This is a genomic window from Luteimicrobium sp. DT211, from assembly GCF_049844995.1.
GTDB lineage: Bacteria > Actinomycetota > Actinomycetes > Actinomycetales > Cellulomonadaceae > Luteimicrobium.
Genome location: NZ_JBNCMC010000013.1, coordinates 65,480 through 74,062 on the forward strand (window position 1 = coordinate 65,480; position 8,583 = coordinate 74,062).

General features: G+C 74.9%; 6 protein-coding genes. 3 read left to right on the forward strand and 3 right to left on the reverse strand.

The features are described 5' to 3' along the window. The first annotated feature begins 145 nt into the window (after nucleotides 1-145). The gene (locus ACLQ14_RS18540; RefSeq protein WP_425815773.1) at nucleotides 146-4,351 is read left to right on the forward strand and encodes a molybdopterin-dependent oxidoreductase; all 4,206 of its coding nucleotides are present in this window, start codon (nucleotides 146-148) and stop codon (nucleotides 4,349-4,351) included. Here ACLQ14_RS18540 and ACLQ14_RS18545 read toward each other — a convergent pair. Next, nucleotides 4,345-5,793, reverse strand: coding sequence for an MFS transporter (locus tag ACLQ14_RS18545; RefSeq protein ID WP_425815775.1), 1,449 nt, complete (start codon nucleotides 5,791-5,793; stop codon nucleotides 4,345-4,347). The genes ACLQ14_RS18540 and ACLQ14_RS18545 overlap by 7 nt on opposite strands. 67 nt (nucleotides 5,794-5,860) lie before the next feature. Between ACLQ14_RS18545 and ACLQ14_RS18550 the strand changes: the two genes are divergently transcribed. Next, on the forward strand, nucleotides 5,861-6,538 hold the full coding sequence (locus ACLQ14_RS18550) for a TetR/AcrR family transcriptional regulator (RefSeq protein WP_425815777.1): 678 nt from the start codon (nucleotides 5,861-5,863) through the stop codon (nucleotides 6,536-6,538). 13 nt (nucleotides 6,539-6,551) lie between these two features. Here the strand turns inward: ACLQ14_RS18550 and ACLQ14_RS18555 are convergent, their stop codons facing one another. Both ACLQ14_RS18555 and ACLQ14_RS18560 read right to left on the reverse strand, forming a co-directional pair. Next, the gene (locus ACLQ14_RS18555; RefSeq protein WP_425815779.1) at nucleotides 6,552-7,178 is read right to left on the reverse strand and encodes a COG4315 family predicted lipoprotein; all 627 of its coding nucleotides are present in this window, start codon (nucleotides 7,176-7,178) and stop codon (nucleotides 6,552-6,554) included. Nucleotides 7,179-7,328: 150 nt separating this feature from the next. Continuing rightward, nucleotides 7,329-7,787, reverse strand: a complete 459-nt coding sequence (locus ACLQ14_RS18560) for a MarR family winged helix-turn-helix transcriptional regulator (protein ID WP_425815780.1) — start codon at nucleotides 7,785-7,787, stop codon at nucleotides 7,329-7,331. A 47-nt stretch (nucleotides 7,788-7,834) separates the two neighbouring features. Between ACLQ14_RS18560 and ACLQ14_RS18565 the strand changes: the two genes are divergently transcribed. Continuing rightward, a complete protein-coding gene (locus tag ACLQ14_RS18565; RefSeq protein ID WP_425815781.1) occupies nucleotides 7,835-8,488 on the forward strand; it encodes an MBL fold metallo-hydrolase in 654 nt (217 codons plus the stop codon). The last annotated feature ends 95 nt before the right edge of the window (nucleotides 8,489-8,583 follow it).

Here is an 8,583-nt window from a genome sequence, read left to right on the forward strand (position 1 = left end):
GTCTAGCCCCTGGCGCCGGCTCGGCGCCGGGCTCGCAGCCGGCGCGCCGCCTCACACGTCCAGGCCCCTGTGCGTGAGGAGGAGTTGACACCCCCGTCACGCCCCCGCGCCGGTCCTCGCAACGCGCGCCACGGACGATGCTGGGGTGCAGCCGGTCTCCCCCGCCCCGACGACGGTACGTTCGTCGTGCTCGTACTGCGGCGTCGGGTGCGGCATGGTGCTGCAGATCGAGACGGACCCGGCCACCGGCCGCCGCAGGGTCGCGAAGGCGTCGGGCGACAAGGACCACCCCACCAACCGGGGGCGCCTGTGCACCAAGGGCGCGACGAGCGCGGAGATGCTCGCGGCGCCGGGGCGGCTCGAGCGGGCGCAGGTCCGGGCGGGTCGGGACCACGCGCGCGTCGAGGTCCCGATGCCCGAGGCGGTCGCCGAGACGGCGCGACGGCTGCGCGCGATCGTCGACGAGCACGGCCCGGACGCGGTCGCGCTGTACGTGTCGGGGCAGATGTCGCTCGAGGCCCAATACCTGGCGAACAAGCTCGCGAAGGGCTTCCTCGGCACCCACCGGATCGAGTCGAACTCGCGGCTGTGCATGGCGAGCGCGGGCACCGGCTACAAGCTCTCGCTGGGCGCGGACGGGCCGCCCGGCTCGTACGAGGACCTCGACCACGCCGACGTGTTCTTCGTGATCGGCGCCAACATGGCCGACTGCCACCCGATCCTCTTCCTGCGGATGATGGACCGCGTCAAGGCGGGCGCGCGGCTGATCGTCGTCGACCCCCGCCGCACGGCGACCGCCGACAAGGCCGACCTCTTCCTCCAGGTCCGCCCGGGCACCGACCTGGCGCTGCTCAACGGGCTCCTGCACCTCCTCGTGGCGGACGACCGCGTGGACCACAGCTTCGTCGACGAGTTCACCGAGGGCTGGGAGCAGATGCCGGGCTTCCTCGCGGACTACCCGCCCGACGTCGTCGCCCGCGTCACGGGGATCAGCGAGGACGACCTGCGCACGGCCGCGGAGTGGATCGGCACCGCCGAGCGCTGGATGTCGTGCTGGACGATGGGCCTCAACCAGTCCACGCACGGCACGTGGAGCACGAACGCCCTGGTCAACCTCCACCTCGCGACCGGCGCGATCTGCGAGCCGGGCAGCGGCCCGTTCTCGCTCACGGGCCAGCCCAACGCGATGGGCGGCCGCGAGATGGGCTACATGGGCCCGGGCCTGCCGGGCCAGCGCAGCGTGGTCGACGACGACGACCGCGCCTTCACCGAGGACGCCTGGGGCCTGCCCCGCGGCACCCTGGGCACGCGGGTGAGCGCCGGCACCGTCGACCTCTTCGAGCGCATGGCCGACGGCGAGGTCAAGGCGGTCTGGATCATCGGCACCAACCCGGTGGCTTCGGTCGGCAACCGGGCCACGGTGGTCCGCGCGCTGGAGCGCGCCGAGCTGGTGATCGCCCAGGACGTGTTCGCCGACACCGAGACCACGGCGTACGCGGACGTGCTGCTGCCCGGGACCCTCTGGGCCGAGTCGACCTACGTGACCGTGAGCTCCGACCGCACGCTGACCCTCCTGCAGCAGGCCGCGGACCCCGTCGGCGACGCCGCCCCGGACTGGCGGATCCTCGCCGACGTCGCGTGCGCGCTCGGCTACGCGGACGCGTTCACGTACGCGTCGTCGGAGGAGGTCTTCACCGAGCTCAAGCGGTTCTGGAACCCCCGCACCGGCTGGGACCTGCGCGGCGTCGGCTACGACCGCCTCGCCCGGGGACCGGTCCAGTGGCCCAGCCCGCCGGAGGACGCCGGGACGCCCGCGAGCGCCGGGGACGACGGCCGCCACCCGATCCGCTATCTCAACGACGGCGTGAGCCAGCGCGTCGTCGAGCGCGAGGACGGGTCGCGCCCGCGCCTCGCCTTCGCGACCCCGAGCGGCCGCGCCCGCTTCTTCGCGCGCCCCCACCTGGACCCGGCCGAGCTGCCCGACGACGACCGCCCGTTCGTCCTCAACACCGGCCGGGTGCAGCACCAGTGGCACACGATGACCAAGACCGGCAAGGTCGCGAAGCTCAACAAGCTCGCGCCCGGCCCGTTCGTCGAGGTCCACCCCGAGGACGCCACGCGGCTCGGCCTGTCCGACGGCGACCGTGCGGAGATCGCGTCGCGCCGCGGCCGGGCGGTGCTGCCGGTCAGGGTCAGCGATCGCGTCCAGCCCGGCAACCTGTTCGCCCCGTTCCACTGGAACGACGCGTTCGGTGAGGACCTCGCGGTCAACGCCGTCACCAACGACGCCGTCGACCCGCTGTCGTTCCAGCCCGAGCTCAAGGTCACCGCGGTGTCGTTGACGAGGGTCGCCGCCCCGGCGGACGCCGAACCGGCGCCCGTCGCGGACCTCGCCTCCCCCGCCGCGGCGCGGCCGAGCGCCGCCGACGACGCGCTGCTGACCGGGCTCGGGATCGTCCCGGCCCGGGTCCCCCGGCTCACGACCGAGCAGGGCCTCTACGTCCAGGGGCTGCTGTGGGCCCGGCAGCAGCGGCCGGGCTCGGGCGCCCCGGTGCTGCCGGCGTCGGCGCCGTTCGACGCCCCGACGCGCGCGTGGCTGGACGGGCTCCTCGCGGGCCTGTTCGACGACGGCGCGACCGGGCCCGCGGACCGTCTCGCGACCGCGCCCGCCCCCGACACCAGCGCGGCCAGCCCCGGCGTACTCGTGCTGTGGGCGTCGCAGACGGGAAATGCCGAGGACCAGGCGGCGACCGTCGCGGACCGTCTGCGGGCATCCGGCCACGCGGTCCGGCTCGTCGCCATGGACGAGCACGACGCCGCATCGCTGCCCGGCGACGACGTGGTCCTGTTCGTGACGAGCACGTTCGGCGACGGCGAGGCGCCCGACAACGGCGAGGCGTTCTGGGCGGCGCTGGCGGCCGACGACGCGCCGCGCCTCGACGGGACCCGGTTCGCGGTGCTCGCGTTCGGCGACCCGAGCTACAGCGAGTTCTGCGGGTTCGGGCGCTGCCTCGACGCGCGCCTGGCCGCGCTGGGGGCCGCCCGGCTCGCCGACGTCGCGTGCTGCGAGCCCGGCGACGACGCACCGGCCGACGCGTGGCTGGCGGCCGTGGTGTCGGCTCTCGAGGGGCCGGCCACCGGACCCGGAGCAGCCCCGCGTGCGACGGTCGGTGCACCCGGGGCGAGCGCCGTCGTCGTGCGGGAACGCGGCCCGGCCGCCGCCGCGGAACCAGCGCCGCGCTCTCACCGCGACGCGCCGCTCACCACGCGCGTGACCCGCAACGTCCGCCTCGGCACCCCGGGCTCGACCAAGGACGTGCGCCAGTTCGGCCTCGCCGCCGAGGGCCTGGACTACCGGGCCGGGGACGCGCTGAGCGTCCGGCCGCGCAACAGCGCCGCGGCGGTCGACGCGTGGCTCGCCGCGACGGGGCTCGACGGCGGGACGGTGGTCGAGCTGGAGGGCGTCGGGCCGCTGACGCTGCGCGACGCGTGCACCACCCACCTCGAGATCGTCAACGTGACCCCGGACCTGCTCCGGTTCGTCCAGGAGCGGGCGGGCGACCGGGAGCTCGCGACCCTCCTGCGGCGCGACAACCGGCTCAGCCTGGAGCGGTGGCTGTGGGGCAAGCACGCCGTCGACGTCCTGGCGACCTACCCCGTCCGGGCGGACACCGCCGCCTGGCTGGGCGTCCTCAAGCGCCTGCAGCCGCGGCTGTACTCGATCTCGTCGAGCCCGCTCGCGGAGCCGTCCGAGGTGCACCTCACGGTCTCGGCGGTCCGGTACGAGTACCGGGGGCGGTCGCGGCACGGGGTCTGCTCGACGTTCCTCGCGGACCACAGCGCTGACGCCGACGTGCCGGTGTTCGTGCAGCCCACGCGCCATTTCCGGCCCCCGAAGTCGGCGGACGCGCCGATGATCATGATCGGCCCGGGCACCGGCGTCGCTCCGTTCCGCGGGTTCCTCCAGGAGCGCCGCGCGCTCGGGCACCGCGGGCGCAACTGGCTGTTCTTCGGGGAGCGGCACTCCTCGACCGACTTCTACTACCGCGACGAGCTCGAGGGCATGCGCGACGACAGGCACCTGACGCAGCTGTCGGTCGCGTTCTCCCGGGACCAGCGTCAGAAGGTCTACGTGCAGGACCGGATCCGGGAGCACGGCTCGCAGGTGTGGTCGTGGCTCGAGGACGGCGCACACGTGTACGTGTGCGGGGACGCGAGCCGCATGGCGAAGGACGTCGACGCCGCGCTGCGCGACGTGGCCCGGACCTGGGGTGCGTTGTCCGACGACGCCGCGTCCGCCTACCTGCGGACGATGGCCAAGGAGAAGCGGTACGTTCGCGACGTCTACTGAGCCTGCGGAGCGACACCCGACGACGGCGCGGCCCCGGTCCGTGGGAGCCGCGACCCGCCGACCGCGACCGCCACGCCGGCGAGGACGGGCAGCCAGAACGGCGTCCCGCCCGACGCCGCGGTCCAGCCCGCAGCGTCGGCGCCGCCGGTGGCCGTGACGATGCCGGTCAGCACCGCGATCCCGACGGCGCCGCCGAGCTGGTTCGCCACGAACAGCGTGGTCGTCGCGTTGGGGATCTCGCGCGGCGTGAGCACCCGGTACAGCGACGACGTCGTCGGTCCGCCCACGAACCCGACCCCGAGCCCCGCGACCACCGACGCCGCGATCAGGACCGTGATCGGCGCCGTCGGGCCGACGAGGAGGTAGACGGCCATCCCGGCGACCACGGCCGCCGCGCCGGACGGGACGAGCACCCGGGCGCTGACGCGGTCGCTGAGCCGCCCGCCCACCACCATCCCGACCAGCGACCCGGCGCCCTGCGGCGCGAGCAGGAGCCCGGACGCGAGCACGCCGTAGCCGCGCACGCCCTGGAAGAACTGCGGCAGGCCGTAGAACAGCGGGTAGATGGCGAGGCCCAGCGTGAGCATGACGAGCGTCGCGGACCGCACGGTCGGGTGGCGCAGGACGGTCACGTCGACGACGGCGGCCCCGCGCAGCCGGGCGGCGTGCCGGGCGAAGGCGGCGAGCACGACGAGCCCGAGCACGATCGGCCCGGCCACGGCGAGCGTCCCGCCGCCCTCGGAGGTCTCGGCGAGCCCGACGAGGATCGCGACGGAGCCCGCCGAGAGCAGGCCGAGGCCGACGCGGTCGAGCCGCTGGGTCGGGTCGAGCGCCACGCCCCGCGGGAGCGCGCGCCAGGACACGGCGAGCACGATCAGCGCCGCCACCACGAACCCGACGAACAGGCCGCGCCACCCGACGGCGTCGATGGCCACGCCGCCCAGGAGCGGGCCGAGCAGCGGCCCGATGCCGATCGCGCCCGCGACGAGCCCCATGAGCCGGCCCATCCGGGCCGGGCCGGCGAGCGTCGCGACGGCGGTGAGCATGAGGGGCTCGAGCATCCCGCCGCCCAGCCCCTGCACGGCCCGGGCGACGACGAGCGCCGGCAGCGACCAGGCTGCGGCCGACGCCGCGGCCCCGACCGCGAAGAGCGCGAGCGCCACGAGCCACGGCGCACGCATGCCGAAGCGGATGGAGGCCCAACCGCTCACGGGGATCGCGACGGCGACCGCGAGGACGTACGCCGTGCCGACCCACTGGACGGTGCCGAGCGGCGCGTCGAGGTCGGCGGCGACGTCGGGGATCGCGACGCCCGTGACCGTCGTGTTGAGCAGGGCGAGGAGACCGCCCGCGACGAGGAGGGCGAGGAGCGGGCCGAGGCGAGGCTCGCCGTGCGCCGTGCCGACCGCCGGATACCGTGGAGAACGTTCCGTTGTACTCATGCGTTCAGTTTGAACGCATGAGTACAGTCCACGCAACCCCTCGATACACCCGGGATACGATGGGTCCATGGCCGCTGCCGGACCCGCCACCGCTCGCACCCCCGCTCGCACCTCGACAGGGGCGCCGCGTCGCGTCGACAAGCACCGCGCGATCCTCGACGCCGCGCTCGACGTGTTCGCCCGGCGCGGCTACGCCGACACGAGCCTCGACGAGGTCGCCGAGCTCGCGGGCGTCGCCAAGCCGACCATCTACAACCACTTCGGCGACAAGGCCGGCCTCTTCGCCGCCGTCGTCGAGACGTCGTCCCAGGACGCGAACACCAAGGTCGCGAACGTCATCGCGGCGACCTCGACCAGTCCCGACGATCTCCGGTCCGAGCTCGAGACGCTCGCCCGCAGCCTCGTCGGCTGCCTCCAGGGCGGCGCCGGCTCGGCGACCATGCGGCTCCAGCTCGTCGAGGGGGCGCGCTTCCCCGAGCTCATCTCGCGCGTCCGCGACGGCAACCGGGACCGCACGCTCGACCTGCTCGCCGGCAAGCTCGCGCAGCTCTCCGCGACCGGGCACCTGAGCGTCCGCGACCCCGGCCGCGCAGCGCGCCAGCTCATGGCCCTCGTGAGCGACGAGCCCCTCGTCAACAGCGGCTTCGGCGCCCAGCCGGTCGACCCGGACGTGGTCGACCGGGCCGTCGTCGAGGGCGTCGACACGTTCCTCGCCGCGTTCGGCCCGCGCGACGCCGAAGCCTGACCCCTCGCCGGCGTCAGTAGGTGTAGCCCGAGTCGTCGCTCGGTGACGGCGACGAGCCGCCCGACGCCATGCTCGTGATCGCGGAGCCCGACGGCGCCACGACCCACCACAGCGCACCGAACCCGTCGACGCCCTGGCCCGTCGTGTCGCCCGCCTTCGCGTCCTTCACGAAGTAGTAGAGCGCGTGACCGTCGTACGCGACCTGCTTGCTGCCGTCGTCGCGCGTGATCGTCGTGAGCTTCGCGCCGTCGATGCCGCTCCCGGCCTCGGCCTTGCCCTGCGCCGTGAACGGGGGCCACGCCGCAGCGCACGACCCGGAGCAGCTGGACTTCCCGGTCGGGTCCTTGGCGAACAGGTAGAGCGTGTTCCCCTGGCTGTCCGTCAGGTAGCTTCCGAGGGAGCCCTGATGCACCTCGACCTCGCTCGCACCGCGACCGGACGCCATCCCTCCCCCGCTCGTCACGGGCGCGGGGCCGCCGGTCGTGCTGCCGCCCGATCCGCCGCCGCCTCCGCACGCGGCGAGCGTGAGCGCACCCGCGAGCGCCACGCCCACCGCGCCCGCTCGCACCGCTCCACGGCGCGTCGCGTGCGTCTGCCCGTGCGGCCGCTGCCGCCCCACCTGTGTCGTCCGCAGTCCCATCTCGCCCTCCGGCCGGGCCGCCGCCCGGCGTCCACCCGGGAGGGGCGACGCGTCGTGCGGTCCTACCGGGAAGACGAGGCGCGGCGCTCGTCGGTTCACCGGACCGGGCTGGCGTGTGGTCGCGACCCGACGCCCGCCGGCCACGAAACGCTACGGAGCTCGGGTGAGCTCGGCGCTCAGGGCGTCGAGGAGCGCGGGCACCGCGCCGAGCAGCTCGCGCTCGCGGGGCGAGAGAACGGATCCGATCGCGTCGGCGATCACCGCGCCGCGCGCGAGCCGGTCGGTCTCGACCGCGGCCCGTCCGGCGTCCGCGAGCGCGAGGACGTAGCCCCGCGCGTCGTGCGGGTTGACGGCGCGCGCGACGAGCCCCGCCCGCTCGAGCTCGGCGACCGCTCTGCTCACGGCCTGGTGCGAGACGCCGCGGAACCGGGCGAGGTCGGCGATGGTCTGGGGACCCTCGCGGTCGAGGCGACGCAGCGTCTCGCCCTGCGACGCGGGCACCGTGTCGGCCCGCGACCGGGCCGCCCGCACGAACCGGCCGACCGCGGACCGCAGGCGCTCGGCGAGGTCGTCGGGGTCCGCGTCGATCGTCTCCGAGTTGTACAACATAGTTGTACAGTAGCGGCTCCTGGCCCCCTCGCGAACGGAAGAAGCCCATGCGCCTCGTCAAGCACGCGCACGCCTGCATCACCTTCGAGGAGGGCGACCGGGCCCTCCTCGTCGACCCCGGCGCCTTCACGCCCGACGCCGCCGCGCTCCTCGCCCGCGCGTCGGCGGTGCTCGTGACCCACGAGCACGTCGACCACCTCGACGCCGACGCCGTCCGCGAGGCGCTCGACGGCCGCGACGACCTCGTGCTGTACGGCCCGGCCGGAGTCGCGGCGCTCCTCGCGGGCACGCGGGCCCACCGCGAGGGCAGGGTCCGGACCCTCACGGGGGGCGAGCAGCTCACGCTCGCCGGCTTCGACGTGCGGGTCGTCGCCGGTGAGCACGCCCCCGTCCACCCGCAGATCCCGGTCCCGCCCACCCTGGGCTACGTCGTCGAGGGCAGCGTGTTCCACCCGGGCGACTCGCACCTGGTGCCGCCCGTGCCCGTCGACACGCTCCTCGTCCCCGTCAGCGGTCCGTGGGTCGCGATCGGGCGGGCGATCGACCACGTCCTCGCGGTGCGGCCGCGCCGAACGGTCGCCATCCACGACGTCATGCTGAGCGAGATCGGCCGCGGCGCGCTCCCGACGTTCCTCGGGGAGAACGGGCCCACCCGCACGCCGATGCTCGTCCTCGAGGCGGGGGACTCCCTCGACGCGTGAGTCCCCGACGATCTGCCGCTAGGTGTTCTGGTTCATGACGTTGGTGACGTGGCGGCGCAGTCGTGAGGCTGGGGGTTTGTCACCGGCGGCGGTAT